Source organism: bacterium (assembly GCA_019637795.1).
Lineage (GTDB): Bacteria > Desulfobacterota > Binatia > HRBIN30 > CADEER01 > JAHBUY01.
In genome coordinates this window covers 708,081-733,059 of the sequence record JAHBUY010000001.1, presented here as the reverse complement: position 1 = coordinate 733,059, position 24,979 = coordinate 708,081, and the positions used below count along the sequence as shown (strand labels likewise).

Here is a 24,979-nt window from a genome sequence, read left to right as displayed (position 1 = left end):
GGGGGGCCGTGCAACCGCGAAGGGATGCGACGCCGTCTTCGCTGGAGGGCCGCGCTCCCGCGCGGCCGTCGCAGGATGGGACGAGGCGAGGGACTTCAGCGCCCGTTGCCATCCACCGCAGCGCGCGGCCCTCCGGGTCAATTCAACTGGTACGTGACGCGGAACGACGCCTGGTCGCGGTCGCGGAAGAAGCCGACCGACTGGTAGGCGCCCGAGATGTAGACGTAGTCGGCCTGGAACAGGAGCCAGTCGTTCCAGCGATAGGTTAGCGTCGGGTGCAGGGCGGCGGTGCCGCGGACGAACTGGATGTACGTGAGGCGCGGCGACAGGCGGCCGTGCAGGTAGTCCGTCTGCATGGTGATCTGCCCCTGCGCGTCGGCCTCGTAGGCGTTGACGTAGTCGTTCTGGAAGTTGCCGCGCTGGCGGAAGACGTTGCACTGTCCCTGCCCGTTGCCCTGGAAGCAGACCGGGCCCGGCTTGAGCTGGCCCTGCATGCGGAAGTGCTTCGCGGGGTCGCCGTTGTCCGCCGACGCGTTCCACGAGCCGACGATCGAGCTGCTGAGCACGAAGCTGTTGGTCGGGTTGAGGAAGCGGGCGAAGAAGAAGCGGTCGAAGCCGATCTCGTAGCGCAGCACGTCGGCGTAGGGGATGTTGCCCGGGCTGGTGATCGCGTTGGGGCGCAGGTTGGGGCGCTTCGGATAGGGCGCGCACTGCCCCGGGTGCTGCTGGTCCTGGGGACAGATGTTGAGGTTCTTCTGCGGGATGAAGCCGGCCTCGTGCTCGAAGAACTGGGCGTTGAGGCGGATGATGCCGTCCAGCCACTCGGAGAAGAACGTGCCCGCCAGGCCGTAGACCATCACCGGCTTGTGCTCGAGGATGACCGGGAAGAAGTTGGTGCCGTTGATCCGTACCGGCGTGTTCGGGCTCTCCTGGAAGCCGAGCTTCACCGGCGTCGGACCCTGCGGGTAGGTGCGGTAGACCCAGGTCTGCAGGGTCAGGAAGCGATCGACGACGCTCTGCAGCCGGATGCCCCAGCGGCTGCTGGAGATGTCCTGCGGCAGGGTGTGGTCGAAGTACAGGAACTGGAACGTCGGCGGGAAGACGCCGCCCGGCAACCCCGCCTGCTTCTGCGGATCGATGCCGCGCGGCGAGTAGGGGCTGACGCCGGCGATCAACGGCACCTGGGCGGTGGTGTTGTCGATGAAGCCGGGCACCCAGTAGCCTTCGACGAAGCCGCTCGACAGGGGACCGAGCACGTCGAACAGGTTGTAGCTGGTGCGCAGCGTGTAGAGCGGAATGCGCGCTTCGTCGATGTCCTCGAACAGGCCCGGCGCCGCGATGGTGATGTCGAACGGGTTGCTCTGGTCGAGCAGGGCGATGGTGTCCGACTCGCCCCAGGAGATGCTCTGGCGGCCGAAGCGGAGGAAGAAGGGTCCCTTCGAATAGCTGAGGTAGAGCTCGTTGACGCGCGCCTGGTGGGCGTAGATGTCGCGCGGCACCATTTCGCTGTAGCCGTCGAAGACCTGGCCGAAGCTGGTCGCGCTGGTCGCGGTCTTCGGCAGCTTGATGCTGGCGCCGCGGGCGTACCAGCCGTTGGTGCGCGGCGTCATCGGCGGCACGGCGTTGTTGAACGTGCTGTTCATTTGCGCCTGCTGGCGGTCGAACTGCGCCGAGCCGTAGTCGTAGATGCCGTCGTAGAAGGCCCAGGCGGCGATCCGGAAGCGGAAATCGTCGGGCGTCATGAAGTCCGCCCACGAGCCGTTCATCCAGTTGAAGTACGAGGTCAGCTTGGCGTCGACCTCGGGATTGAAGAAGTTGCGGTTCTGCACCAGTTGGCCGGTGAACGTCTCCGGGAAGGTGAAGACCTGGGAGTCCTCGCTGCGCACCGAGAACTGGCTGTAGATGCGGCCGCGCAGCGTGATGTTCTGCGCCTCGTCGAGGTAGATGCCGCGCGCGCCGCTGGAGAGCAGGAGTGCCACGCCGCCCGCCAGCCATGCCAGCCAGGCTTGCCGTCTCACCATTTCCCCCCTCCTTTCGACCCGTACCGCGCGCAGAGCCGCCCGAGTCGTCGGCCTGGTGCCCCACCGTCCCCGCGCGTTGTTGCGCGCGCGCCGACGTCACTCAGGATCAGCGACGCCGCCTTTTAGGCTTCCGCTTTTCTGACTGTCAAGCGACGGCGGGAGGGGCGCGAGCGCGGCCGCGCGCCCGCCTCCGCCGCGCACCGCGACGGCGCCGTCGGCGTCGATGACGACCGCGACGGCGCCGTCGCGGTCGGTCCGCCACAGCGCGGCGCGGCGCTCCCGATAGGCGCGCTCGACGGCGGGCGCGGGAAAGCCGAAGCGGTTGTCGGCGCCGGCGGAGACGACGGCGAGACGCGGCGCGACGGCGTCGAGGAACGCCGGGGTGCTGGATGTCGCGCTGCCGTGGTGCGGCACCTTGAGGATGGTGCTGCGCAGTCCCGCGCCCCAGCGCGCCACCAGCGCCGCTTCGCCCGCCGCCTCGAGATCGCCGGGGAGCAGCACCGCGGTCGGCCCGAAGCGCAGTTGCAGGGTGAGCGAGCGGTCGTTGTCGCCGCCGGCGTCGTCCGCCGCGGGATGGAGGACGCGCACCGTGACGCCGTCGATGCGCGCCGTGTGTCCGGGCGCCGGCTGTTCGCGCGCGACGGCGCCGCGGCGCAGTGCCCGTTGCAGGGCCGCGAATCCGGCGCCCCGCCCCGGCTGGCCGTTCCACCACAGTCGCGGCGGCGCGAACGCCTCGGTCAGGAAGGTGAGGCCGCCGGCGTGGTCGTAGTCGGCGTGCGAGAGCACCAGCGCGTCGAGGCGCAGGATCTTGCGCCGCCAGAGCGCCGGCGCCACCACGCGCTCGCCGACGTCGAGCCGCGATCCCGCCAGCCCGCCGCCGTCGACCACCCACACCTGCCGCCGGGGGAATTCGATCACCGTGCAGTCGCCCTGGCCGACCGAGACGAAGGTCACCCGCAACACGCCGGCGGCGCGGCGCTCGACCGCCCAGGCCGCGGCATCGACGGCGAGACCGCCGAGCGCGAGCCCGACCACCCAGGCGCGCCAGCGGCGCGACCGCAGCAGGCACCCGCCCAGCGCGGCATACACCAGCGCCAACTCGAGCAGGCTGGGCGTCGGGACGCGCACCGCCGCTCCCGGCCAGCCGGCGAGCCAGGCGGTACCGAGATCGGCGACGCGAATGGCGATGCCGACGAGCCAGAACAGCGGCGGCGCCGCGGCCGGCCACAGCGCGACAGCGACGGTGCCGATCAGGCCGACGGCGACGGTGAGGATCCCGAGCAGCGGCACGACCACCAGATTGGCCAGCGGCGCCACCAGCGAGACCTGGTTGAAGTGCCAGGCGGTGAGCGGCGCGGTCGCCACCACCGCGCAGGCGGTGACCGCCTGCGACAGCACCAGCCAGCGCAGCCAACGCCAGTGCGGGCTGCGCAGACGGAGCAGGCGGGCTTCCTCCCAGGCGTCCCACCAGGCGGTGAGCCGCGGCACGCCGAGCACGATCGCGAGCACGGCGACGAACGAGAGCTGGAAGGAGATGTCGGCCGCCGCGCCGGGCCGGCCGAGCAGGATCAGGCCGGCGGCCGCGCTCACCGGCGCCAGCCATTCCCGCGGCCGGTCGAGCAGCAGGCCGCCCGCGACCAGCGCCGCCATCAGCTCGGCGCGCATGGTGGCGACGCTGCTGCCGGCGATGGCGCCGTAGAGCGCGAGCGGGACGAGGCTGCCCGCCATCGCCAGCTTCGGTACGCTGGCGGTGAGCAGCAGGCGCTCGCTGCGCGCCAGCAGCCAGCGCGCCGCCGCGTAGGCCGCGGCGGCGACCAGGCCGACGTGCAGACCGGAGATCGCCAGCACGTGGCTGACGCCGGCGCGCGCGTAGCGCGCCCGCTGCGCATCGTCGAGCCCGCTCGTGTCGCCGATCAGCAGCGCCCGCGCGATCGCCGCGTCGGCGGGCGGCAGGGTCGCGGAGACGGCGGCCGCGGTCGCCGCGCGCCAGCGGTCGAAGGGCGCCCGCCAGTCGTCGTCCGCGGGCGTGCGTTGCCAGCCGCGGTCGTCGCGCGCGACGGCGGTGGCGGTGACGCCGCGGCGCTGGAGATAGGCGCGATAGTCGAGCTCGCCGGGGTTGCCGAAGTTGCGCGGCGGGCGCGGCGCGAGCAGCGCCTCGATGCCGTCGCCGCGCCGCCAGGCGAGGGCGGGGTGGTCGATGCGCACCTGCAGGCCGCCGCGCGCCGGCTGGAAGTCGGCGCCGCGGCGGGCGGCGTGGACGTCGACCATCAGGCGCTGGCCGGCGGCGCCGATTGGCGCGGCATCGACGACCACGCCGCGGATCCAGGCGCGCGCCCCGCGCAGCGCCCCGACGTCGTCCGGAGCATCGCCGCGCCGCAGCACCGCCTGGGCCTGGCAGTGGCCGAGCGCGAAGGCAGCGGCAGTCAGAGCCGCCGGCAGCAGCCGGCGGCGCCGGGCCGCCAGCCCGACGCCGAGCGCCATCGCGGCCGCGGCGACCATCCACGGCAGCGTCGGCCCCTGCGCGCCGGCGAGCTGGCCGAGCAGCAGCCCGAGAACCAGCCAGTAGAGGGGAGTTGGCGGCGGTGCAGCCATGTCGCGCAGCCGTTCGTCAGTCAGCAGTCGTGCAGTCAAAATAATAGATATCAATGATAGAAAGCATCTTTACATGCCAGGGCGCGGCGCGCTACGCCACGGGCACCCGGCTCCCACGGGCCCACACCACCAGACCGGCGCCTGCGCGCCGGCCGAGACAGGAGGAGGAACCCATGGCAGGACCCATCACGCGTACCGTGACGGCGATGCTCGCGGCGCTGGCGCTGTGCGCCGCGTCGCCGCTGTTCGCCGGCACCACCCCGCTCAACATCAACACCGCCTCGGCGGCTGAGCTCGCGACCTTGAAGGGCATCGGCCCGGCCAAGGCGCAGGCGATCGTCGAGCACCGCGACAAGAACGGTCAGTTCAAGAGCGTCGACGACCTCAGACTGGTGCGCGGCGTCGGCGACAAGATGCTCGAGCAACTGCGCCCCCAGGTCACCGTCAGCGGCGCACCCGCCGCACCGGAACCGGCGGCAAACGCTGCCGCACCGAAGAAGTAGCGCGGACGCGCCCGTGGGAGCCGGGCCCGATGATTTCGATGCCGGGACGCCGAGGGGCGACGCGCGGACGAGCCTGACAGGGGGTCGTCTTCTGGCTTGCGCGCCTCTGCGCCCCCGCGTGACGCGTTACCTCCGCGTCCCGTTCCTTGACTTTGCGGCCTCCCCCCAGGCAACTGGCTAGGTCGTTTGATTGAATCCGGGAGTGGGGGGATGAGCAGCGTCAGCGGCAGGTATGCGATCGTCGGCGTGGGCACGTCGCGTTTCGGCAAGCTGCAGGGGGTGAGCACGATGGGCTTCACCCTCGAGGCGAGCAAGCGGGCGATCGAGGATGCGGGCATCGGCCGCGACGCCATCGACGGCGTTCTGGTGATGATGCCGGCGATCATGGGCGAGCAGCACGGCTGGGCGGCGCGGGTCGCCGGCTACCTCGGCCTCGAGCCGACGTTCTCCGCCACCATGGACCTCGGCGGCGCCACCGCCTGCGGCTCGGTGCAGACGGCGATGGCGGCGATCGATGCCGGCTACTGCACGGCGGTGCTGTGCTGCTTCGCGACCCAGAACTGGCCGCAGGGCGTCGCCATGCAGCTCTTCGGCTCGGAGTTCCAGGTCCCGTACGGCGACGTCGGCGCGCTCACCCTGATGGGCCACATCAAGCGCCGGCAGATGCACGAGCACGGCTACACCGAGGCGCAGTACGGGCAGATCGCCGTCACCTGGCGGGCGCACGCGCGCGACAACCCCGAGGCGCAGATGCAGAAGCCGATGACCCTCGAGCAGTACCTGGCCTCGCGCTGGGTGGTGGAGCCGCTGCGTCTCTTCGACTGCTGTCCGAACACCGATGGCGGCGGCGCCTGCATCGTGACCTCGCTGGAGCGCGCCCGCGATCTCAAGCAGAAGCCGGCGCGCATCCTCGGTGCCGGGCAGACGCACGCCACCGAGATCATCCATCCCAACGGCCGCGACCCCGAGCGCCTCTCCGGCAGCCGCGCTGCCGACCAGGTGTACGCGATGGCCGGCGTGCAGCCGGCGGACGTCGACTGCGCGCAGCTCTACGACGCCTTCACGCCGCGCGTCATGCACGACCTGGTCGCCTACGGTTTCTGCGCCCCGGGCGAGGCCGGCGCCTTCGTCGAGGCCGGCCAGGTCACCCATGGCGGCAGCCTGCCGTGCAACACCGCCGGCGGGCTGATCTCCGAGGGCCACCTCTCCGGGTTCGGCCACATCCGCGAGGCGGTGCGCCAGGTGCGCGGCACCGCGGCGGCGCGACAGGTGCCCGACTGCGAGCTCTGCCTGGTCACCGGCTACGGCGGCGCGCCGCACGAGGCGCCGCCGACGGTCAGCTACAGCGCCCTCCTGCTCGGGCGCGACTAGGAGGAGCGATGTTCGGCGCCATCGAGAAGCCGCTGCCGCGTCCGAGCGAGGACAGCGCGCCGTTCTGGGAGGCGGCGCTCAGGGGCGAGCTGCGGATGCAGCGGTGCGGCGGCTGCGGCCACGTTCGCTTTCCGCCCTCGCTCCTCTGCCCCCGCTGCCTGTCCGAGGCCGCCGAGTGGGTGGCGTTGAGCGGCCGCGGCACGGTGTACAGTTGGGTCGTCGTGCACCAGTCGCAGCATCCGGCATTCAATCCCGACGCGCCGTACAACGTCGTGATCATCCAGCTCGACGAAGGACCGCGCCTGCACGGCAATCTCGTCGGCACGCCGAACCAGGAGATCCACATCGGCATGCCGGTCGAGGTGGTGTTCGACAAGGTGAGCGACGACACCGCGCTGGTGCGCTGGAAGAGGGCCTGAAGACGATTTCACCGCAGAGGCGCAGAGACACGGAGATGTCCGCGTCTCCGCGCCTCTGCGGTGAGAATGGGAATCGACATGGCGATCGCTTCGCGACGCAAGCCACAGCGACCAGTGACGCGGAAGAAGAAGGCGGCGGTGCGCAAGCCGGCGGTCGATGCCGTCACCGCGGAGATCATCCGCGGCTGCATGGAGACCATCTGCTACGAGATGGCGACCCACGTCAGCCTGACGGCGACGACGCCGATCCTCAACCAGTCGAACGAGCGCAACGCCACCATTCTCGACGGCCGCGGCGCGCTGGCGGCGCTGTCGGTCGGCATCCCGCAGTTCATGCTCAGCTCGACGCTGCCGGTGCGCTTCGCGCTCGAGTTCTTCGGCGTCGACGGCCTCTACGCGGGCGACGTGCTGGTGGCCAACGATCCCTACCACGGCGGCGGCCACCTGCCGGACTACAACATCTTCGCGCCGGTGTTTCACCAGGGCGAGCTGGTGCTGATCGCCTCCATCCAGTGCCACCATGCCGACACCGGCGGCGGCATGCCGGGCGGGTACAACGTGGACGCCGGCGACATCTGGGCCGAGGGCGTGCGCTTCCCGGCGGTGAAGATCTTCGAGAAGGGCGTCGAACGGAAGGACATCACCTACTTCATGAAGGTGAACAACCGCACCCCGACCTTTGTGGGCGACCTGCGGGCGCAGGTCGGCGCCGCCCAACTCGGCGCCCGCCGCCTGCAGGAGGTGATCGAGCGCCATGGCGTCGCCGCCGTGCGCGGGGCGGCGCAGTACATGATCGACTACGCGGCGCGCCGCTTCCGCGCCGAGGTCGCCTCGTGGCCGGACGGCACCTACGAGTCGGATGCGTACGTCGATCACGATCCGAAGGGGAACAAGGACATCCACATCCACTGCAAGGTGACGGTCAAGGGCGACCGCCTCACGGTCGACTTCACCGGCTCTGACACGCGCGAGAACCTCGCTGCCTACTCGACCTTCGGCAACACCCGCGGCTACGTGGTGGCGCAGATCGCCACGATGATGGACCCGTCGATCCCCAAGAACGAGGGGTTCTTCGACTCGATCGAGCTGATCGTTCCCAAGGGCTGCTGCCTCAACCCGCCGCCCAACAAGTCGGTGGCGGCGGGCACGCACCACCCCGGCACCGAGGTTGGCGAGGCGATCGCCAAGGCGCTGGAGCAGGTGATCCCGGAGCGCTGCTGCCCGCAGATCTACAAGATGGGCATGCCGACGGTGATCTTCGGCACCCACCCGCGCACCGGCCAGCTCTTCATCGACCACTCGGTCGACACCTTCGGCGCCTACTGCGGCGCGGTGAAGGGGCAGGACGGTTGGGGGGCGATGAACGTCAGCTTCGGCAACCTCATCCGCGCCACCGGCGAGATCAACGAGAGTATCTTCCCGGTGCGCCACCTGGCGCGCGACTACGCCACCGACACCGGCGGTCCCGGCCAGTGGCGCGGCTGTCCGGGCACGCGCTACGTGAAGCAGATCCTGGCGCCGTCGCAGATCTACACCTACGTGGTCGGCCGCAAGTACCCGATGCCCGGCATCGCCGGCGGCGGCAACGGCGCGCCCAACGAGTTGACGCTGTGCGCCGGGAGCCCCCGCGAGCAGGTGGTCGAGACCACCGCGTTCTACGTCCCGCACGAGACGGGCGACCGCTACGAGTACCGCTACGGCGGGGGCGGCGGCTGGGGCGATCCGCTGGCGCGCGATCCGCAGGCGGTGCTCGACGACGTCCTCGACGAGTACGTCTCCGTCGAAGGCGCGCGCCGCGACTACGGCGTCGTCCTCACCGGCTCGTTGGCGGCGCTCGACCTCGCCATCGACCACGCCGCGACGAGCGCGCTGCGCGCGGAGCGAAGAACCCACGAATGAACACGAAGGGCCGCAATGAACACAAACGCGTTCGACCTGGAATCGCCATCGCGACCCGCACGCCTTTGTGTGCCTTCGTGTGCCTTCGTGTTCATTAGTGGCTTCGCATGAGTTACCGCATCGGGATCGACGTCGGTGGCACCTTCACCGATCTCGTGCTGGCGCGGCCGGACGGGTCGATCGCGCTCGCCAAGAGTCCGACGACGCCGGACGATCAATCGCGTGGGGTGCTGGACGGCATTGGTCTGCTCGCCGCGGGCGAGGGCGTGGCCCTCGGCGCGCTGCTGGCGAAGACCAGCGCCATCGTCCACGGCACGACGACCGCCGACAACACGATGATCGAGATGAGCGGGGCGGTGACCGGGTTGATCACCACCGCCGGGCACCGCGACGAGATCGAGCTGCGGCGCGGCTTCAAGGAGGACATCTGGAATCCGGCGCTGCCGCCGCCGCCGCCCATCGCGCTGCGCCGGCGGCGGATCGGCGTGCCCGAGCGGCTCGACTTCGAGGGGCAGGTGGTGACGCCGCTCGACGAGGCGGCGGTGCGCGCCGCGCTGCGACGGCTGGTGCAGCTCGGCACCGAGTCGCTGGCGGTGGTGTTCATGTTCTCCTTCGTCAACCCGGCGCACGAGCGTCGGGTGCGCGAGATCGCCGCCGAGGAATGCCCGCAGCTCCACGTCTCGCTGTCGCACGAGGTGATGCCGTCGGCGCCCGAGTTCGAGCGCACCAGCACGACGCTGGTGAACGCCTACGTCGGGCCGAAGATCCAGCGCTACCTGCAGCGGCTGGTGGATCGCCTGCGGGGCGCGGGCTACGCGCGGGCGCTGCTGGTGATGCAGTCGAACGGCGGCATCATGACGCCCGAGTACATCGCCCGCCGGCCGGTGACGACGCTGAGCTCCGGGCCGACCGGCGGCGTGATCGCCGCCTGCGCGGTCGGCCGGCAGGCGGGCATCGACGGGTTCGTCTGCGCCGACATGGGCGGCACCAGCTACGACATCTGCCTGATCCGCGGCGGCCAGCCGGAGGTGACGGCGGGGTGGAACTGGCACCACCGTTATCTCATCGGCCTGCCGATGGTGGACATCCACTCGATCGGCGCCGGCGGCGGCTCGATCGCGTCGGTGGTCGAGGGCGCGCTGCAGATCGGGCCGCGCAGCGCCGGCGCCCAGCCGGGGCCGATCTGCTACGGCCGCGGCGGCCGCGAGGTGACGGTGACCGACGCCAACCTGCTGCTCGGCTATCTCAACCCGGGCGATTTCTGCGCCGGGCGCATGACGCTCGACCCCGCCGGGGTGCGCGAGGCGCTGGAGGCGCAGGTGGCGCGGCCCCTCGGCATCGGCTGGGTGGAGGCGGCGCAGGGCATCTATCGTCTGGTGAACGCGCACATGGCGAACGCCATCCGCCGCGTCGCCGCGGCGCGCGGCGTCGATCCGCGGCGGCTGACGATGGTGGCGTACGGCGGCAACGGACCAGTGCACGCGACGGCGCAGGCCGAGGAGCTGGGCATCGGCGAGGTGCTGGTGCCGAAGCTGGCGCCGGCGTTCTCGGCCCTCGGGCTGCAGCTCTCGGATCACCTCATCGACGAGATGCGCGCCTACATCGCGCCGGTCGGCGCGGTCGACCTGGCGCGCGTCAACGCGCTGTTCGCCGAAATGGAAGCGGCGGCCAGGCGCGTCCTCGGCAGCCGTCGCGGCCAGCACGCGCGGCTCGAGGTGCGGCGGTCGATGCAGCTCTGCTACCCGGGGCAGACGTTCGACATGGCGGTGCCGCTGGCCGCGGCGAGCGGCACGCTGACGGCGCGCGATCTCGCGGCGACGGTCGAGCGGTTCCACGCCCTGCACGAGGAGCTGCACACCTATGCCTCGCGCGACGAGCAGCCGATCCTGCGCGGCCTCCGCCTGACACTGGTCGGCGTCACCGAGAAGCCGCGGCTGCCGCGCATCGGCCGGTCGTCCTCGAAACCGCCGCGCAAGGGGCGGCGTCGGGCCTACTTCGGCGGCCGGTTCGTCGACGCCGCGATCTACGACGGTCCCCGGGTGCGGGTCGGCCACCGCCTCCGCGGTCCGGCGATCATCGAGGAGCCGTTCACGACCATCGTCGTCCACCCCGGACAGGTGGCGACGCTCGACCGTTTCGGGAACTACCGGATCGCGGTGCGGTCGCCGGCGGCCGGTCGGCCGCCGGCCAGACGACCTGCCGGGGGCTGACCGCTACCGCTTCAGGCCGCCCCAGAAGATCGCCTCCACCAGCCGTTCGTCGGTGCGGCGCAGACGCTGCGCCATGCCCTCGAGCAGGCCGACCAGGACGTTGACGACGATCGCCGGGCTGCGCTGGGCGAAGTCCTGGAGTTGGTTGCGCGACAGTCGCACCAACTCGCCGTTGGTGGCGGCGACGACGGCGGCGGTGGTGGGGCCGGGGTCGAACAGGCTGATCTCGCCGAAGAAGCCGCCCGGCTCGATGCGACCGAGCAGCACCTGGCGGCCCTCCGCCTGGCGGCGGACGTGCAGGATGCCCTGGGTGACGATGTAGAGCGTCGGATCGGTGACGCCCTGCTGCAGCACCGTCTCGTCGACGCGGAAGGTGCGGCGGGTGCCGGCGGCGAGGAGCGCTTCGACCTCGTCGGGCTCCAGGCGGGACAGGGGAACGGCCAGTGCGGTGCTCATGGCGTCGTCGGATCCTCCGGCTCAGTTGGCGTGGCGCAACGCCCTGCCGATCTTCCGGCGGTTCTTGTTGATCTCGCGCAGGTGGGCGATGCCCTCCTCGGCGACGTCGCTGCCCACCACTTCGTCGGGCTCCCGCGCCAGCTCGTCCATGTCGACCCACGCCGCGTACATCGGCCGGGTGCGGTCGGTGATGATGCCGGCCTTGAGCAGGGTCTTGATGAGGACGCGGAAGATGTTGGTGCTCTCGGTCATCAGGCGACGGCGGTCGGCGTCGGTGAAAGCCTCCAGGACGGCGCTCCGCACCCACTGCCAGTCGAGCCCGAACTGGGCATAGATCGCCTGCTTCTGTTCCGAGTTGACGAGGTTGAAGAGCAGCGTCTCGAAGCAGCGCGCCGCCCACGCCTCGACCTTCTCGTGCTCCTCTTCGCTCAGCTTCGGCACCGTGCGGTCGGCCCAGATCTTGCCGAACTTGTGATGGAAGGCCTCGTCGGTCATCACCATCTGCACCAGGCGGCGCAGCAGCGGATCGTGGGTGCGCGAGTGGATGGTGGCGAACGCGCCCATCGCCAGGCCCTCGATCAACATCTGCATGCCGACGAGCTTCTTGTAGACCTCCGGCGCCAGCACCAGCTCGGTCATCAGGTTCTTGAGGGTCGTCCCGACCGCCAGCGGCCTCCCCCAGCGCTGCTCGATGTAGCGGGCGAAGGCGGTGACGTGGCGCGCTTCCTCGCGCGCCTGGTTGGCGGCGTACTCCTGGGCGCCCGGGTCGCGGAGGATCAGGCACAGGCTCGCCGACAGCGACAGCGCGCCCTGCTCGCCGTGCAGAATGCTGGAGAGCATGAAGTGCGTGTTCTCGTTCGCCATGCGGACCTTCTGCCCCTCGTCGAGGCGGTCGGCGACGGCGCAGTTGAGCTCGATGACCATCGAGCGCGGCATCAGCGTCTCGTTGGCGAGGTCGAAGGGCTGGGTGAAATCGACGTAGGCGGCGTCGGTCGGATCCCAGAAGTGGTCGTTGGTGGCGGAGACGATCTTGTCGAAGGCGTCGGTGCGCTCGCCGTAGCGGTCGACCTCGATCAGCGCGGGGAAGGCGTCGCGGTCCACCGTATTGTAGATCGGGTCGTGGGTGATGTGCTCCGCCATCGTCTCTCCTTCAGCCCGTGGGAGGCTCTTCATAGGACGGCATGCGGCCGGGTTCGTCAACCCCGGCGATCACCTGGCTATTTCACCTCCGCTGTCATAGGACACCGCTGTGAGCACGGACGCGCCGGCGCCGCCCAGGGCTGCGAGGTGATGAGGATGTTGCGAGGGGCGACGGTCCTGCTGCTGGGCGTGCTCTGCGCGACCTCGGCGGCGGCGGACAGCGGCGCCGCGGCGGTGGTCGAGCACCTGCACGCGACGCTGCTCGGCGCCATGAAGGACGCGGCGGCGCTCGGCTACCAGGGCCGCTATGACCGCATCAAGCCGGCCGTCGACACGAGCTTCGACCTCGACTTCATGGCCAGGTTCGTCCTCGGGCCGGACGGCAAGGATCTGAGCGCCGCCGATCAGGCGCGGTGGCGCGACGCCTTCGAGCGCATCACCGTCGCCACCTATGCCGGCCGCTTCACCGGCTGGGGCGGTGAGCAGTTCAAGACCCTGGGCGAGGAGCCGGCGGCACAGGACACGGTGTTCGTGAAGACCGTGCTCGACCGTCCCGACGCCGAGAACGTCCAGCTCACCTACCGCCTGCGGCAGAGCGACGGCGGATGGAAGATCGTCGACATCTACAACAAGGGCACGGTGAGCGAGCTCGCCCTGCGGCGCTCCGACTACTCCTCGGTGCTCAAGCGCGACGGCTTCGACAAGCTGGTGCAGACGGTCGACGCCAAGGTCGCCGACTACGCGTCGGGGAAGATCACGAACTGACCTCGATCTGGGGGAGGATGTCGTCCGACGGCAGCGGCGAGCCGCCCATGGTCGATCGCGTCGGCGGCACCGGAACGAGGCGTGGAGTCCTGCGCCACTCCGCGTCTGCGCGCCTTCGGGCTGATCTCGAGGCTGGCGGTCAGGGCGCCTGCGCGTCGTCGGCGATCTCGCGGTGCGCGGCGCGGCGATCCCAGACCTCGGCGGTGCGGGTCTGGTAGTAGGCGTTGCGCAGCGCCGAATAGTAGTCCACCGACGACGAGCGCAGCGCGGCGATGCCCTCGCTGTACGCGTCGCGCGCCGCCAGGCCGGACGACAGGCCGAGCGAGCCTTCGTACACGAAGAGCTGCGCGAACGGCAGGATGTAGAGCATCGGCTGGAGGAAGAAGTCGACGACCGTGCCGCTCGAGTCGCGGGCGTTCGACGGGCCGAAGAACGGCAGCACGAGATACGGGCCGCTGCCGACGCCGAACAGCGCCAGGGTCTGGCCGAAGTCGGAGTGGTGGCGTTCCATGCCGAGGGCGGCCGCCGGATCGAAGAGGCCGGCGAGGCCGATCGTCGAGTTGATCGCGAAGCGTTCGGTGGTGACGCAGGCGTCGCCCCACTCGCGCTGCAGCAGGTCGTTGATCAGGATCGAGACCGAGTTGATGTTGAGCGTGAAGCGCCGGACCGCCCGCCGTCCCGGCGGCGGCACGATGAACTGGTAGCCGCGGACGAGCGGATCGATCAGGAAGCGGTCGAGCTGCTGATCGAACCACAGCGTCTTGCGGTTGGTGGTCTCCAGTGGATCGGGGAAGCCGGCCGGAGCCTCGTGGGCTTCGAGCTCGAACGCGTGCTCGTCGAGCGGAATGACCTCCAGATCGGTGGTCGGACTGGCGGTCTCGCCGGCGCGCGCCGGCGGCGGCCCGCCGGCGATGCAGAGCAGCGCCAGCGCGAACGCCAGGGCACGGGTCGATGCGGAGCAGCGCATGTGACGATCGCGCACCCTATATCGCGCTCCCGTGCTACGCTACGGGGCGAGCCCCCTGCGGATGCGCGACGCAGGGCGGCGCCCGACGGCCGCCCGGACGGTCGGGCACGGCCTGTCCCCCATTCGTCCGGCCTCGGAGGTGTGCATGCGTTTCGGTCTGTTCGGCATCAACATCGGTCCGTGCGCCAGTGGTCTGACCGCGGCGGACGTCGCACGAGAGGCGGAGGCGGCGGGGTTCGAGTCGGTCTGGACGGGTGAGCACGTGGTGCTGCCCGATCCCCAGGTCGCGCCCTCGCCCTTGCCGCCCCAGACGCCGCTCCTCGATCCCGCCGTCGCGCTCGCCGTCGCGGCGACGGCGACCACGCGCCTGCGCCTCGGCACCGGCATCATCATCCTGCCGCAGCGCAATCCGCTGGTGCTCGCCAAGGAGCTGGCGAGCGTCGACGTGGTGTCCGGTGGCCGGCTGATCTTCGGGCTCGGCATCGGCTACCTGAAGCCGGAGTTCGACGCGCTCGGCGTTCCCTTCGCGCACAAAGGGGCTCGGGCGATGGACTACCTGGAGGCCATCCTCGCGCTGTGGACGGCGGAGCGCCCGCTGCACGAGGGGCGCTTCGTCAATTTCCGCGGCATCGACGCCCAGCCGCGGCCGGTGCAACGGCCGCATCCCCCGATCGTCATCGGCGGCAGCACGCCGGAGGCCTTCCGCCGCGCCGTGGCGCACGGCAACGGCTGGTACGGGTTCTCGATGGACCTGGGGCAGGCGGCGGAGTGCCTCGCCGGCCTGCGCAGCGCCGCCGGCGAGATGTCGCGTCCGGCGGCGCTCGGCGGGCTCGAGATCAGCATCACGCCGCGTGGGCCGGTCGATCGCCAGACGGTCGAGCGATTCGCCGAGCTCGGGGTGCACCGCCTGATCCCCTACTGGCCGCTGCCGACCACCGCGGCGCTGGTCGAGCGCGTGCGGCGCTTCGGCGAGGAGGTGATCGCCGCATCGCCGTCCTAGCGTCGATGTGACAGGAGAAACACTCACCCGGAGGTACGGAGGCGCGGAGAACGCCGTCCCGATCCCGGCCGTCGGCGCGTCCAGTCGCGGCGCGCATCGGGACGGTGCCTCCGCCTGCGCTCCTGCTTGCTCCGTGCCTCCGTGTGAATCGGGCTCCGTCTCGTCGAGAAGGGCGTGGAGCTCCAGGTCCGTTGGCGGCGATGCGCCGTTCATCTGGTGACGCTTTCATTCCCCGCTGGCATCGGTAGGATCGAGCTGGCGGCGCGGAATTATCTCATTGCCGATCGCGGCGATGGCCGGGTAGGCTCGCGGCGATCTCGAGACGTCATGACGACCGAGCACCCGTCCTTCGATCCCGACGCGCCGCCCGACCATTCGTGGCCGGCGATCCGCGGCCGCCTGGCGATCCTGTGGCAGGCGGCGCGGGTGGTGGCCGGCATCGTGCTCGTCGCCATCGGCGTCCTCGGCTGCGTGCTGCCGGTCATCCCGGGCATCCCGATCCTGATCGCCGGCGTCGCCCTGCTCGGTCCGCGGCATCCGTTGGTGCGGCCGTTCGCCGAGCGCCTCGAGCGCTGGCGCGCGGCCGGGCGCGGCTGAGGGTCGCGGCCCGCTGGGTGCCGCAGGCGGGAACGGTGGGACAACGCTGTCTCCGTCTCTCGCCGGCGGCGACGCGCGGGCTGGCCGTCAGCGCGGCGCTCCTGGCGCTGCTGTTCGCGGCGGACTCGGCAGCGGCCCGCTGCTGCGCCGGCCGCTGATCGTCGATCCGCGCTGCGCGCGGCGACGCCACGAGCGCTGGGCCGCCGGCTGCGGCGCGCTCACCCCACCTGCAGCACCGCGGCGCCTTCGAAGCCGTCGTGCTTCAGTTGCCGCAGGGCCTCGTTCGCCTGCTCGAGAGGGAACGGCACGGTGCGTGGGCGGATCGGGATCTCGGCGGCGACGCGCAGCAGCTCGATGCCGTCCTGGCGGGTATTGGCGGTGACGCTCTGCAGCGTGCGTTCGTGAAAGAGGTGGCGCTGGTAGTCGAGCGGCGGCACCTGGGTCAGGTAGATGCCGGCCAGCGCCAGGGTGCCGCCACGATCGAGCGCGGCCAGGGCCGGCGGCACGAGCTCGCCCGCAGGGGCGAAGAGCACGGCGCTGTCGAGCGGTTCGGGGGGCGCCTCGGTGGCGCCGCCGGTCCACTCGGCGCCGAGCGCGGCGGCGAGCGCGCGGTGACGCGCCTCGCGGGTCATGACGAAGACCCGGCAGCCGAGGTGGCGCGCGACCTGGATCGCGATGTGCGCCGAGGCGCCGAATCCATACAGCCCGAGCCGGCAGCCGGGCTCGATGTTGGCCCGGCGCAGGGCGCGGTAGCCGATGATGCCGGCGCAGAGCAGCGGCGACGCCTCCGCGTCGCTGATCGTCTCGGGCAGTGCGTAGGCGAAGTCCTCGCGCACCACGGCATACTCCGCGTAGCCGCCGTGCTCGTGCCAGCCGGTGAAGCGGGCGTTCGGGCACAGGTTCTCCGCGCCGCGTCGGCAGAAGGTGCAGGTGCCGCAGGTGGCGCGCAGCCAGGCGATGCCGACCCGCTGGCCGCGCCCGAGGCGGGTGCAACCAGCCCCCAGCGCGTCCACCGTGCCCACGACCTGATGGCCGGGCACGATCGGCGAACGCTGCGGCGGCAGGTCGCCCTCGACGACGTGCAGGTCGGTGCGGCAGACGCCGCACAGGTGCACCCGGACGCGGATTTCGCCGGGCCCGGGATCGGGGATCGGCCGGTCGGCGAGGCGCAGCGGCGCCGTCTCGACCGGGGCGGGGGCAGCGAGCAGCATGGCGCGCATGGGTTCCGTGTAGCGCGCAGGGCGATCGCGGCAAGGGACGCGCGCCGCGCGCGCTTGCTCGGCTCGGGGCGGCGGGGCAGCATCGGCGCCGCATGGCTGTCCGCGCGCGCGCCCGCTCGACGTCCCCCCCGCGCGTGGCGGGGCCGGGGCCCGTCATCGACCACGGGCCTGCGCCGTGGATCCTGGCGCTCGGCATCTTCGTGCTCCTCTTCGCGCTGTACACGCTCAACTTCCGTGTTCGCGGCGCCGGCGACAGCGTGCCGACCCGGCGGCTGCCGTTCAGTCTGCTGCGCGAGGGCAATCTCGATCTCGACGAGTTCACGTGGGAGCGCGGCGAGCGGGGCACGCTGCCGTACTTCGTCCACGCGCACGGCGGGCACATCTATTCGGTGACCCCGATCGCGACGGCGATCGTCGCCACGCCGCTGTACGTGCTGCCGGCCTGGTGGCTGGCGCGCGCCCACATCGACTACGACGACGTGCGGGCGCGCGTCCTCGAGGTGGTGATGGAGCGGGTTGCCGCGGCGGCGCTGACCGCGCTCTCGGCGGTCGTCGTCTTCCTGGTGCTGCGCCGTCTGGCCACCTGGCGCTGGGCGGTGGCCCTGACCCTGCTGTACGGCATCGGCACCAGCGCCTGGTCGATCTCGAGTCAGGCGCTGTGGGCGCACGCGCTGGCGCAGGTGACGCTGGCGCTGCTCTGCCTCATCCTGATCGCGCCGTCGCCGACGCGGCTGGCGCTGCTCGCCGCCGGCGCGGTGGCGGCGGTGTCGGTGGCCAATCGGCCGCAGACCGCCGTGCTGGCTGGCCTGGTGTTCCTGTTCCTCGTCGTCCATCAGCGTTGGCGCGCGCTCTACTATGCCGCGCTGCCCGGAATCGCCGGGCTCGGTCTGGCGATCTACAACTACGCCATCTTCAGCACGACGCTCGGCGGCTACGGCAGTCTCGGGCATTTCAGCGGCTCGCTCGTCCAGGGCGCGAGCGGCCTGCTGGCGAGCCCCAACCGCGGCCTCCTGGTGTTCACCCCGATCATGGGGTTCGCGCTCTGGGGGGCGCTGCGGGTGTGGCGGGTGCCGGCACCGCCGTGGCTGCGCTGGCTGAGCATCGTGCTGCTGCTGCACGTGCTGGTGTACGCGACCTTCAAGGAGTGGTGGGCGGGGTACACCTACGGACCGCGCTACTTCAGCGATGTGCTGCCGGCCCTGGTCATCTTTCTCGTCTACGGCTTGGTGCCGTACTGGCGCTGGCCGGCGGTGCGCGTCGTCGCGACGGCGCTGGCGCTCTTCGGTGTCGTCGTGCAGGCCATCGGGACCTATGCCGAGGACGACAGTTGGAATCGCGAGCCGACGCCCCTGGAGCGGGCGCCGTGGCGGGTGTGGGACTGGGGCGATCTGCAGATCGTGCGCAGCGCGCGCCGCGGGCTGCACCCCCTCGAGCTGAGCCGCGTCATCTTCGACAGCATCCATCACGGACCGGCGGCGCGGATCGCCGAGCTGGCGCCGGCGCAGCTCGCCGGGCCGATCGCGGCCCTCGAGCTGCCGGCGCGGATGACCGTCGGCGGCTCCGTCGAGGCGACGGTCCGCATCACCAATGGCAGCGACGTCGGCTGGCCGGCATTCAACGGCGAGGGCACGATCAGCGCTCGCTACCTGGTGTTCCTGCTGGTGCGCTGGTTCGCCGGCGGCGCGCCGGTGCCGGGCGTCGGCGACGTCGTGTTGCTGCCGGAGAACCTGTCGCCGGGGGAATCCGCGGAGATGCGGGTCCGCCTCGAAGCGCCGCCGCGTCCGGGGGACTACGAGTTGGAACTGCGGGTGTCGCAGTCGATCGACGGCCGGCGTGGGGTGGTCGGGCCCGACGCGTTGCGCCAGCCGGTGCGGGTGGACCCCGCCGTCAGATGAGGCGCGGCAGCGCGCGCTCGAGACAGATCTTGATCTCGTCCCGACAGGCCGCGAACACCGACTCGTCGCGTCCCGCAGGATCCTCGATGTCGCCGCTCTCGCCGGCGAACTCGCGCAGCGTGTAGATCTCCTTGCCGGCCGCCTCCGGCCAGCCGGCGCGCAGGATGCGGATCTGTTCGCGCGTCATCGCCAGGATGAGATCGGCCCGATCGATGAGGTGGCGGTTGCGCTTCAGGTCGGTGGCGACGCTGTCGGGCGGCAGCTCGATGCCCTCGTCGCGCAGGACGAGGCGGGCGTCGAGCGACACCAGCGCGCCGTCGCGCGCATAGGGCGCGACGCCGCCCGATTCGATGCGGTAGCGGTCGGCGGCGCCGCGCTCCGCCAGCATCTTGCGCAGCAGCGCTTCGGCGATGGCGCTGCGGCTGGTGTTGGCGTGACAGATGATGAGGATCGTGCGGATGGACACGGGGGGAAGCGGACGGGCATGGCGGGGGGATCCGCCATGCCCGCGACGGGTTCAGGCGCTCAGCGCCTCGGCCATGATGGCGCCGATGTTCTCTTTGGCGGTCAGCCCCTTGGCGAGCTCGGCCTTGAGCTTGTCGCCGAGCGCGGCGGGCTCCCAGGTGGCGCGCTGGCTGACCTTGCCGACCGAGTGCCAGCCCTGCATCAGCCAGACCGTGCCGCCGCCGACCCGGAACACCTCGCCGTGCACGTTGGCGGCGTCGTCGCTTGCCAGCCAGGCGACCAGCGGGGCGATGTTGCGCGGATCGAACACATCGAACTTGCCCTCCTCGACCTGCTTGCCCATGAAGGCCGCGGTCGAGGGCGTCGCCTCGACCGTCAGGCGGGTGCGCGCGACCGGCGCGATGGCGTTGCAGCAGACGCCGTACTTCTGCATCTCGGCGTCCATGACGATCGCCATCAGCGCCACGGCGGCCTTGGCCGAGCCGTAGTTCGACTGCCCGACGTTGCCGAGCAGGCCGGCGTCGGACGACGTGTTGATGATGCGGCCGTTGAGCACGTTGCCCTTCTTGTGTTCCTCGCGCCAGTACTCGCAGGCGTGGCGGCTCATGGCGAAGGTGCCCTTGAGGTGGACGCCGATCACCGAGTCCCAGTCCTCCTCGCCCATGTTGAAGATCATCCGGTCGCGCAGGATGCCGGCGTTGTTGACGACGATGTTGAGCTTGCCGAAGTGGTCGAGCGCGCACTCGACGATGCGCTTGGCACCCTTGAAATCGGAGACGCTCTCGCCGTTGGTGACCGCCTCGCCGCCCATCGCCTTGATCGCGTTGACCACCTCCTGGGCGGGGTGGACGTCGGCGCTGCCCGTGCCGTCGAAATGCGCGCCGAGATCGTTGACCACGATCTTGGCGCCGTGCTTGGCCATCAACAGTGCCTCTTCGCGGCCGATGCCGCGACCCGAGCCGGTGATGATCGCAACCTTGCCCTCGAGCAAACCTGCCATGTGAGTGCCTCCTCTGCGGGGTGTCTGTATGGGTGTGCGGGGTGCCCGAGCAGCGCCCTGGAGTGGGGCGCCGCAACGCGTCGAGAACCGACGAAAGCTGCCCCGAAAGGCGCCGGCAAGTCAAGGCACGCCACGGCGCCGGCGTGGTTCTGGCGGATGGGTCGGCCGGGTCCTAGCGCGCGAGCGTGGCGAGGACCTCTGCGTCGGTTGGGAAGGCGAGCGGAGGCGGGGCGGCGAGCGCGACGTAGGCGAGGGCATCGAGGTCGTCGCCCGGCACCGCGACGCCTCCGGTGACCTCGCCGGCGAACCAGACGCCGACGGTCTGGCGCGCGCGGTCGTGGAAGTTGGAGTGGACGGCGACGACGCCGCCGACCGTCACCGCGAGGCCGGTTTCTTCGCGCAGCTCGCGGCGTGCGGCGGCGCGCACGTCCTCGTCCCACTCGACGTAGCCGCAGGGCACGCACCAGAGTCCGGCATGGGGGCCGCGCGCCCGGCGCCCGAGCAGCACGCGGGGGCCGTCGCGGAGGAGCACGGCGACGCCGACCGCCGGGTTGCGATAGGCGACCCGGCCGCACCCGGCGCAGCGTCGACGGCGGCCGTCGACGAGCAGCCGCGCGCCGCACCGGTCGCAGAACCTCGCCTCGTGCTCATCCGACATAAAGATCCTGTAAATCAGACTCTTGCGCGCCAGCAAACGACCAGGGTTTTTTGGTTGATTTGTCTCTTGGCGCTGCCTACTATGGCGCCGGTTTTCGTTCATGCGTCAGGAAGCAAAGATCCTCCGCTCCGCCGCCATCGCCCTCGGCATCGCGGGTGCGCTGGCCGCCACGGCTGGGGCGCAGGCGCCGCCGCAACGGTTGCCGTCGGCGGTGCTCGTCTATCCGCTGATCCGTGTCGAGGGCAGCGGTGCCACGGTCGACACCCGGGTCGAAATCGTCAACCTGACCTCGCGGCCGGTCGACGTGAAGTGCATCTATGTGCCGCAGCAGACCTGCAGCGGCATCGACTTCCATGTCCGCCTCACCGCCAACCAACCGCTTTCGTGGCTGGCCAGTCGCGGCCTCTTCACCAACAGTCCGGGCACCGCGGTGCCGCCGTTCAGCTCCACCGGCGAGCTCAAGTGCATCGTCCAGCCCGATCAGGAGGGCGTCGACCGCCACAACGCCATTCAGGGGCGGGCGGCGGTGTTCGGGTCCGACGGTCAGACCATCGGCTACAGCTCGGTCGGCTTCCTCCGTCTCGTCGACGGTCCGTTGGAGAACACGATCCCGCTCGACGGCGCGACCTATTCGCAGTGTCCGGATCAGCAGCACTTCCTCTTTCTCTCCAGCACCGGCAATCCGGCTTCGGAGAGCGAGATCGTCATCGCGCCGTGCTCGGAGGATCTGGAGAATCTGGTCGCGCCGCCGACCACGGTGCAGTTCGAGGTGATCAACGAATTCGAGCAGCACCTGTCGGCGTCGACCACGGTGACCTGTTACGCCCGGCGCACGCTGCGCCAGATCAGCAGTACCTTCACGCGCGCGACGCTAGGGTCGGAGACCGGCCATCTCATCGTGCGCGGTGTGCAGACGCCGGTCCTGGCGATGTTGGTGGACCGCTTCCAGACCTCGGGAGGGGCCACCGCGACGGCCGGCAACGAGCCGGCGCTGCGCGGCGGGCGCCCGGCGGAGATTCGCTTCCCATGACACGCGGCGGTCGGGGCATGCGCATCGCGGTGGCGGCGTTGGCGCTGTTGGTGGCGCGGCCGACCTGGGCGGTCACCGGCGTGGACTGGAACGCGGTGATGCGCGCCCTCGGTGGAGCGCTCGACTCCTGGCGGCAGTCGTCATTCGCGCAGAGCACGCCGACGACGCTCCCGGCAACGCGCACCGTGACGCCGCCGCGCACGTTCACTCCCACCCGCATCGGCACGGCGACGAAGACCCCGACGGTGACGGCGACGGAGACGAGGACTCGCACGCAGACCAGGACAACCACCCCGACGCGCACGGCGACCTCGACCCGGCAGCCCTCTTCGACCTGGACGCCGCGCCCGACGTCGACGCCGGTGCCGACCCTGGCGAGCGACGGGCAGATCGCCCTGGCCGCCGCTCAGGGTCTGCCGCCGGCGCAGAAGCTCGCCTCCGCGTTCGTCATCTTCCCCTATATCGTCACCAGCGCGACCCAGGACACCCGCGTCGAGCTGATGAACATGTCGGACCAGACCATCCAGTTGCAGTGCTTCTACGTGCGGCAGTCGGACTGCATCGAGGTCGGCTTCTTCGTGTCGTTGACCGCCGGCCAACCGCTGTCCTGGCTGGCCAACGACGGGGCCAACAACCCGCTGACCTTCAGCGCCGTGCCGCCGTTCGACGGCGTCGGCGAGCTCAAGTGCGCCGTCGCGTCCAACCGCGCCGAGTTGAGCACGCACAACGTGCTGCAGGGGCGGGTGCTGATCTACGAGAAGCTCTCTGGCGAGACCGTCGGCTACGACGCGATCGGCTTCCAGAAGCTGACGCCCGGTTCGTACACCGGCGTCATCAATCTGGACGGCTTCACCTACGAGTCGTGCCCGGATCGGCTGCACTTCATCGTTCTCACCAATCAGGGCAGCACCAGCAGCACCCTGATCACGGTCCCCTGCGCCGAGGACCTGCTCACCCAGACGCAGACCGAAACGGTGGTGCAGATGGCGATCATCAACGAGTTCGAGCAGGTGTTCTCCTCGTCGTACCGCCAGAAGTGCCTCGGCAAGCCGAGCGACCAGACCTTCTCGCGGTTCGGTACACTGAGCAAGGCGACCCTGGGAACCGACACCGCGCACCTGGTCATCCGCGGCGTCTCCTCGCCGCTGGTCGGTCTGGTGATCGACCGCTTCATCGGCCAGAACAACACTCTGCACACCACCGCCAACGAGCCCTTCCTCGAGGGCGGGCGGGAGTCGACGGTCATCTTCCCCTGACGTCCGCCTGCGGCGGGTGGGCGGCTGGCGGTGCTGTTCGTTCTCCGGGCGGGACCGTGTCCCGTCGGAGGTGCGATTCTCGCGCGATCGGGGATGGAGACCACCCGTGCTGTCGGCGGGGGCCTCGCCGGCGGGTGGCCGACGAAACCGTGGCCAAATCGCCGTTGCGGGGTCCCGGGGCTGTCCTATACTCGCCACGGAGCGAGGACCGGGCGGTGCGGGAGTTCTTCTACGGCGTGATCCTGGGTGCGGCGGCGATGTACTGCTTCGAGTACTTCGATGCTCCAGGGGTGCTGGCGTACCTCAACAGCGCCACCGAATCCGCCGTGCAGTCGACGCACGGCTACACCCACTGAGGCGGCGTCAGCCCATCGCCAGCACGCGCCGGCCGCAGCCGGAGCGCACGGCGTCCTGCAGACGCAGGCGAATCTCGCTCTTGCCGAGGTGGCCGGCGAGGCGAAGCGCCCGGAGCGATTGCGCCACGCATTGCACGTAGGCGCGCGGGCTCGACCATTCCTCGTCCGCGCGCGGGCCGTCGCAGGGGCAGGCCTGATCGATGGCGCAGCCGTCGGCCAGTACCAGGCTGTTAGCGGCCGTGCCGGCGCAGGCGTCGCAGACGTCACCGACGCCGTCGCCGTCGCTGTCGAGCTGATCGGCGTTTGCCGCGCTCGGGCAGTTGTCGACGTCGTCGGCGATGCCGTCGCCGTCCGTGTCGCGGGCGCCGGGCGTCGCCGGAACCGCCACGATCGTCACCGAGAAGGCGCGGTGCGCGCCCCGCGCCGAGCTGAGCCGCAGGCGAATCTCGTTGGCCGTGGACGGTTGCCGGCGGCCGCTCGTGAGCAGCACCGGGAGGCCGTTGAATCGGCTATCGAGCACCACCGCCATGCGCTCGTCGGCGAAGCGCTGCAGGAAGCCGGATCCGGTGATCGTCAGATTGTTGCTCGTCCACGCGACACCGGTCACGGCGGCGACCGCATAGGCATCACCGGGGAGAACGCTGACCTCGAACGAGCCGGTCAGCGGGCTGGAGGTCGTCTCGATCGGGGCGCAATCGGTGCACACGGTGGTCAGGCGACTCTCCGTCGTGAGCACATAGCGCACGGTCTGCGCCTCGGCCGGTCGGGCAAGCGCTCCCAGGGCGATTGCCAACAGCCCGAACAGGACTCGATGCCAGGGCATCACAAAAAACGATACGCGGCGGGTTGCGCCGAGGCAAGGTGAAAGCGCGGATCAGCGAGCGACGCGCTGCTCGCGCGCCGCTTCGAGGTGCTGTCGATTGGCGTCGAGCCGCTCGTGCTGCTCCGCTACCCGCGCGCACGCCGCGACGCGCACCGTCGTGGTGCGGAAGCTCGCCGCGATCTGCTCATCCGACTGCCCCAGTGCGCGCGCTGACAGCAGATCCTCGCACGTCGGACGATCCGCCGCGGCCGGACCGGCGAGCAGCGCCAGGCCGGCGGCGGCGACGAGCAGCGAACGGATTCGAATCGAGCGCATGGCTCGACCCTAGGGTCCCGC

Annotated in this window: 23 protein-coding genes; 12 read left to right on the top strand and 11 right to left on the bottom strand. The window is 70.9% G+C overall.

Annotated features, from left to right (window positions below; all coding sequences use genetic code 11):
- Positions 1–137 precede the first annotated feature (137 nt).
- Entirely contained in the window at positions 138–2,021 is a 1,884-nt protein-coding gene (locus KF840_03135) for a hypothetical protein (GenBank protein MBX3023883.1), read from the bottom strand.
- A gap of 96 nt (positions 2,022–2,117) precedes the next feature.
- Positions 2,118–4,613 (bottom strand): DNA internalization-related competence protein ComEC/Rec2, encoded by a 2,496-nt coding sequence (locus KF840_03130; GenBank protein ID MBX3023882.1) that lies wholly within the window; start codon positions 4,611–4,613, stop codon positions 2,118–2,120.
- Between the two features lie 206 nt (positions 4,614–4,819).
- On the opposite strand from KF840_03130, the gene KF840_03125 reads away from it, so the two are divergent.
- The 5 genes from KF840_03125 (at position 4,820) to KF840_03105 (ending at position 11,015) form a co-directional block, all read left to right on the top strand.
- Complete coding sequence (locus tag KF840_03125) at positions 4,820–5,116, top strand: helix-hairpin-helix domain-containing protein (GenBank protein ID MBX3023881.1); 297 nt, start codon at positions 4,820–4,822, stop codon at positions 5,114–5,116.
- 210 nt (positions 5,117–5,326) lie between these two features.
- On the top strand, positions 5,327–6,487 hold the full coding sequence (locus tag KF840_03120; protein ID MBX3023880.1) for a thiolase family protein: 1,161 nt from the start codon (positions 5,327–5,329) through the stop codon (positions 6,485–6,487).
- Positions 6,488–6,495: 8 nt separating this feature from the next.
- Positions 6,496–6,906 (top strand): Zn-ribbon domain-containing OB-fold protein, encoded by a 411-nt coding sequence (locus KF840_03115; protein ID MBX3023879.1) that lies wholly within the window; start codon positions 6,496–6,498, stop codon positions 6,904–6,906.
- 114 nt (positions 6,907–7,020) lie between these two features.
- A complete protein-coding gene (locus tag KF840_03110) occupies positions 7,021–8,805 on the top strand; it encodes a hydantoinase B/oxoprolinase family protein (protein ID MBX3023878.1) in 1,785 nt (594 codons plus the stop codon).
- Positions 8,806–8,912: 107 nt separating this feature from the next.
- Complete coding sequence (locus KF840_03105; protein ID MBX3023877.1) at positions 8,913–11,015, top strand: hydantoinase/oxoprolinase family protein; 2,103 nt, start codon at positions 8,913–8,915, stop codon at positions 11,013–11,015.
- Between the two features lie 3 nt (positions 11,016–11,018).
- Here KF840_03105 and KF840_03100 read toward each other — a convergent pair whose 3' ends face one another.
- Both KF840_03100 and KF840_03095 read right to left on the bottom strand, forming a co-directional pair.
- Complete coding sequence (locus KF840_03100) at positions 11,019–11,471, bottom strand: cyclic nucleotide-binding domain-containing protein (protein MBX3023876.1); 453 nt, start codon at positions 11,469–11,471, stop codon at positions 11,019–11,021.
- A gap of 21 nt (positions 11,472–11,492) precedes the next feature.
- Positions 11,493–12,611 (bottom strand): ferritin-like domain-containing protein, encoded by a 1,119-nt coding sequence (locus tag KF840_03095; GenBank protein ID MBX3023875.1) that lies wholly within the window; start codon positions 12,609–12,611, stop codon positions 11,493–11,495.
- 156 nt (positions 12,612–12,767) lie between these two features.
- Between KF840_03095 and KF840_03090 the strand changes: the two genes are divergently transcribed.
- Entirely contained in the window at positions 12,768–13,376 is a 609-nt protein-coding gene (locus KF840_03090) for an ABC transporter substrate-binding protein (GenBank protein MBX3023874.1), read from the top strand.
- A gap of 139 nt (positions 13,377–13,515) precedes the next feature.
- Here KF840_03090 and KF840_03085 read toward each other — a convergent pair whose 3' ends face one another.
- Positions 13,516–14,343, bottom strand: a complete 828-nt coding sequence (locus tag KF840_03085) for a VacJ family lipoprotein (GenBank protein ID MBX3023873.1) — start codon at positions 14,341–14,343, stop codon at positions 13,516–13,518.
- A 145-nt stretch (positions 14,344–14,488) separates the two neighbouring features.
- Between KF840_03085 and KF840_03080 the strand changes: the two genes are divergently transcribed.
- Positions 14,489–15,343, top strand: a complete 855-nt coding sequence (locus KF840_03080; GenBank protein ID MBX3023872.1) for a TIGR03619 family F420-dependent LLM class oxidoreductase — start codon at positions 14,489–14,491, stop codon at positions 15,341–15,343.
- A 327-nt stretch (positions 15,344–15,670) separates the two neighbouring features.
- Positions 15,671–15,940, top strand: coding sequence for a hypothetical protein (locus KF840_03075; GenBank protein MBX3023871.1), 270 nt, complete (start codon positions 15,671–15,673; stop codon positions 15,938–15,940).
- A 218-nt stretch (positions 15,941–16,158) separates the two neighbouring features.
- Here the strand turns inward: KF840_03075 and KF840_03070 are convergent, their stop codons facing one another.
- On the bottom strand, positions 16,159–17,160 hold the full coding sequence (locus KF840_03070; protein MBX3023870.1) for a zinc-dependent alcohol dehydrogenase family protein: 1,002 nt from the start codon (positions 17,158–17,160) through the stop codon (positions 16,159–16,161).
- 134 nt (positions 17,161–17,294) lie between these two features.
- Here KF840_03070 and KF840_03065 point away from each other — a divergent pair, with 134 nt between their 5' ends.
- The gene (locus KF840_03065; GenBank protein ID MBX3023869.1) at positions 17,295–19,055 is read left to right on the top strand and encodes a hypothetical protein; all 1,761 of its coding nucleotides are present in this window, start codon (positions 17,295–17,297) and stop codon (positions 19,053–19,055) included.
- Here KF840_03065 and KF840_03060 read toward each other — a convergent pair.
- The 3 genes from KF840_03060 to KF840_03050 form a co-directional block, all read right to left on the bottom strand.
- Positions 19,048–19,521, bottom strand: coding sequence for a hypothetical protein (locus tag KF840_03060; protein ID MBX3023868.1), 474 nt, complete (start codon positions 19,519–19,521; stop codon positions 19,048–19,050). The genes KF840_03065 and KF840_03060 overlap by 8 nt on opposite strands.
- A gap of 51 nt (positions 19,522–19,572) precedes the next feature.
- Positions 19,573–20,520, bottom strand: a complete 948-nt coding sequence (locus KF840_03055; protein MBX3023867.1) for an SDR family NAD(P)-dependent oxidoreductase — start codon at positions 20,518–20,520, stop codon at positions 19,573–19,575.
- A 172-nt stretch (positions 20,521–20,692) separates the two neighbouring features.
- Positions 20,693–21,178, bottom strand: a complete 486-nt coding sequence (locus tag KF840_03050) for an NUDIX hydrolase (protein MBX3023866.1) — start codon at positions 21,176–21,178, stop codon at positions 20,693–20,695.
- Between the two features lie 100 nt (positions 21,179–21,278).
- Between KF840_03050 and KF840_03045 the strand changes: the two genes are divergently transcribed.
- The 3 genes from KF840_03045 (at position 21,279) to KF840_03035 (ending at position 23,820) form a co-directional block, all read left to right on the top strand.
- Positions 21,279–22,208, top strand: coding sequence for a hypothetical protein (locus KF840_03045; GenBank protein ID MBX3023865.1), 930 nt, complete (start codon positions 21,279–21,281; stop codon positions 22,206–22,208).
- 17 nt (positions 22,209–22,225) lie between these two features.
- Positions 22,226–23,464 (top strand): hypothetical protein, encoded by a 1,239-nt coding sequence (locus tag KF840_03040; GenBank protein ID MBX3023864.1) that lies wholly within the window; start codon positions 22,226–22,228, stop codon positions 23,462–23,464.
- A gap of 215 nt (positions 23,465–23,679) precedes the next feature.
- Entirely contained in the window at positions 23,680–23,820 is a 141-nt protein-coding gene (locus KF840_03035; protein ID MBX3023863.1) for a hypothetical protein, read from the top strand.
- 7 nt (positions 23,821–23,827) lie between these two features.
- On the opposite strand, the gene KF840_03030 is transcribed toward KF840_03035, so the two are convergent.
- Positions 23,828–24,349: a thrombospondin type 3 repeat-containing protein gene (locus tag KF840_03030; GenBank protein MBX3023862.1), complete on the bottom strand. Its 522-nt coding sequence runs from the start codon at positions 24,347–24,349 to the stop codon at positions 23,828–23,830.
- 345 nt (positions 24,350–24,694) lie between these two features.
- On the bottom strand, positions 24,695–24,958 hold the full coding sequence (locus KF840_03025; protein ID MBX3023861.1) for a hypothetical protein: 264 nt from the start codon (positions 24,956–24,958) through the stop codon (positions 24,695–24,697).
- Between the last annotated feature and the right edge of the window lie 21 nt (positions 24,959–24,979).

Coding starts and splice junctions, on each gene's coding strand:
- KF840_03135 (MBX3023883.1), bottom strand. CDS start 2,021: ATGGTGAGACGGCAAGCCTGGCTGGCATGGCTGGCGGGCGGCGTGGCA.
- KF840_03130 (MBX3023882.1), bottom strand. CDS start 4,613: ATGGCTGCACCGCCGCCAACTCCCCTCTACTGGCTGGTTCTCGGGCTG.
- KF840_03125 (MBX3023881.1), top strand. CDS start 4,820: ATGCTCGCGGCGCTGGCGCTGTGCGCCGCGTCGCCGCTGTTCGCCGGC.
- KF840_03120 (MBX3023880.1), top strand. CDS start 5,327: ATGAGCAGCGTCAGCGGCAGGTATGCGATCGTCGGCGTGGGCACGTCG.
- KF840_03115 (MBX3023879.1), top strand. CDS start 6,496: ATGTTCGGCGCCATCGAGAAGCCGCTGCCGCGTCCGAGCGAGGACAGC.
- KF840_03105 (MBX3023877.1), top strand. CDS start 8,913: ATGAGTTACCGCATCGGGATCGACGTCGGTGGCACCTTCACCGATCTC.
- KF840_03100 (MBX3023876.1), bottom strand. CDS start 11,471: ATGAGCACCGCACTGGCCGTTCCCCTGTCCCGCCTGGAGCCCGACGAG.
- KF840_03095 (MBX3023875.1), bottom strand. CDS start 12,611: ATGGCGGAGCACATCACCCACGACCCGATCTACAATACGGTGGACCGC.
- KF840_03090 (MBX3023874.1), top strand. CDS start 12,768: ATGTTGCGAGGGGCGACGGTCCTGCTGCTGGGCGTGCTCTGCGCGACC.
- KF840_03085 (MBX3023873.1), bottom strand. CDS start 14,343: ATGCGCTGCTCCGCATCGACCCGTGCCCTGGCGTTCGCGCTGGCGCTG.
- KF840_03080 (MBX3023872.1), top strand. CDS start 14,489: ATGCGTTTCGGTCTGTTCGGCATCAACATCGGTCCGTGCGCCAGTGGT.
- KF840_03075 (MBX3023871.1), top strand. CDS start 15,671: ATGACGACCGAGCACCCGTCCTTCGATCCCGACGCGCCGCCCGACCAT.
- KF840_03070 (MBX3023870.1), bottom strand. CDS start 17,160: ATGCGCGCCATGCTGCTCGCTGCCCCCGCCCCGGTCGAGACGGCGCCG.
- KF840_03055 (MBX3023867.1), bottom strand. CDS start 20,520: ATGGCAGGTTTGCTCGAGGGCAAGGTTGCGATCATCACCGGCTCGGGT.
- KF840_03050 (MBX3023866.1), bottom strand. CDS start 21,178: ATGTCGGATGAGCACGAGGCGAGGTTCTGCGACCGGTGCGGCGCGCGG.
- KF840_03045 (MBX3023865.1), top strand. CDS start 21,279: ATGCGTCAGGAAGCAAAGATCCTCCGCTCCGCCGCCATCGCCCTCGGC.
- KF840_03040 (MBX3023864.1), top strand. CDS start 22,226: ATGCGCATCGCGGTGGCGGCGTTGGCGCTGTTGGTGGCGCGGCCGACC.
- KF840_03030 (MBX3023862.1), bottom strand. CDS start 24,349: ATGGCGGTGGTGCTCGATAGCCGATTCAACGGCCTCCCGGTGCTGCTC.
- KF840_03025 (MBX3023861.1), bottom strand. CDS start 24,958: ATGCGCTCGATTCGAATCCGTTCGCTGCTCGTCGCCGCCGCCGGCCTG.